Origin of the sequence: Actinoplanes sp. NPDC049599 (assembly GCF_044465625.1) — a bacterium.
Classification (GTDB): domain Bacteria; phylum Actinomycetota; class Actinomycetes; order Mycobacteriales; family Micromonosporaceae; genus Actinoplanes.
In genome coordinates, this window is sequence record NZ_JBITLX010000076.1 from 1 (window position 1) to 1549 (window position 1549).

General features: G+C 67.7%; 2 protein-coding genes. One reads left to right on the forward strand and one right to left on the reverse strand.

Going from position 1 to position 1549, the window contains the following annotated elements:
• Nucleotides 1-31: 31 nt before the first annotated feature.
• On the reverse strand, nucleotides 32-1087 hold the full coding sequence (locus ACIBQZ_RS43245; RefSeq protein WP_396094778.1) for an IS630 family transposase: 1056 nt from the start codon (nucleotides 1085-1087) through the stop codon (nucleotides 32-34).
• 92 nt (nucleotides 1088-1179) lie between these two features.
• Here ACIBQZ_RS43245 and ACIBQZ_RS43250 point away from each other — a divergent pair, with 92 nt between their 5' ends.
• Complete coding sequence (locus ACIBQZ_RS43250; protein ID WP_396094779.1) at nucleotides 1180-1533, forward strand: hypothetical protein; 354 nt, start codon at nucleotides 1180-1182, stop codon at nucleotides 1531-1533.
• The last annotated feature ends 16 nt before the right edge of the window (nucleotides 1534-1549 follow it).

Sequence of the window (1549 nt, forward strand, 5' to 3'; positions counted from 1 at the left end):
CTAGTGCTGCGCCGCGTTAGTTCGTCGTGGGTCATGCGGCTTTGAGTGGGGTGCCGTCGTAGGTCCATCGGTAGGGCTTGGCGGTGGTGTTCTTCTCGATCACGTACGTCTCAATCTTGGTGATCAGGTCCTCGCGTGACGGGAAATTGCCGTGGCGTACGACCCGGCGGGTCAGCGCGGAAAAGTACATTTCAACCTGGTTGAGCCAGGAGGCGTGGACCGGGGTCCAGTGCACGTGCCAGCGGGGATGCGCGGCCAGCCATGCTCGGGTGGCTTTGGCGACGTGTGAGGAGCCGTTGTCGAGCACGACGTGGATCTGTTTGGCGGGGTCGATGCTGGTGTCGAGCATGGTCAGGAACCGTTGGAAGGTCACCGAGTCGTTACGCAGGATCGGCTCGGTGATCGCCTGCCCGGTCCGGACGTCGAGGGCGGCGACGATCGACACCGTGCCGTGGCGCACGTACTCGAACTCCTGGCGGGCTGGTCGGCCCGGGGCGGCGGTCCGGCCGGGGTGTTTGCGGGAGCGGGCGGCGATCGCGGTCTTCTCATCGATCGACAACACGACCGCGTCAGCGGGCGGGTTGAGGTAGAGGTCGCAGACGTCACGGGCGCGGGTCCAGAACATCGGGTCGTCTTTGCGGGTCAGCCAGCCACGGACCCGGTACGGGCGTAGGTCGCAGTCGGCCAGGATCCGTCCGACCTGCGACGGTGAGATGCCGGTACCGGCCAGCCGGTCGGCGATCCGCCGGTGTGACCAGGTCGATTCCGGAAAGGGCGGGGCCGAGGTCGCAACGGCGATGACCTGGACCCGGACCTCGGCGCTGTGACGGCGGGGCCGTCCGCTGCGTTTGTCGTCGGACAAGCCGGCCAGCCCGGCCGCAGCGAACCGACCCCGCCATTTACGGATCGTGTCGACACCGACCTGCAGGCCGGCGGCGATCCGCGTGTTGGACAGCCCGTCGGCCGCGGCCAGAACGATTTTCGCTCGTAACACGTCACGGGCCGGGGCGCGGGCCGAGCGGGCTGTTGACGACAGCCGCCGCCGAATCTGTTCGTCCAGCACGACCGTGACCGCCTTTACCGCCACGCCATTCCTGCCCATCCACCCCGAGCCGACCCGATCAGGGCAGATCCTTGCCGATCATGGCGTGACACCGGCCGGCACGGCAGCATGAACGCATGGCCCGTAAGAACCCGCCCGAGTCGATGCAGCACCACCTGCGGCAACGACTCAACCAATACGCCCGCGACCGATGGCCGCAACTGGCCGAGGTGCAGATCCGTTACCGGGCCGGGTTCGCCTACCTCGACGGGCTCCTGCCGGACGGAACCGTTCAGCCGCTCTGCCGGCTACGGTTCACCGGCGTCCTGCACACCTGGGGCTTCGCGATCTACCTGGCCAGCCACAACGGCTACCACGACGATCTGCTGCCATCCGGGCTGCCCTTCGGCAGCCCGGAAGAAGCCCTCGACTGCGCCTGCGGCCTCTACCTCAACGACCCCACCGCATGGCTCCCACCCCCGACGAACTAACGCGGTGCTGCACTAG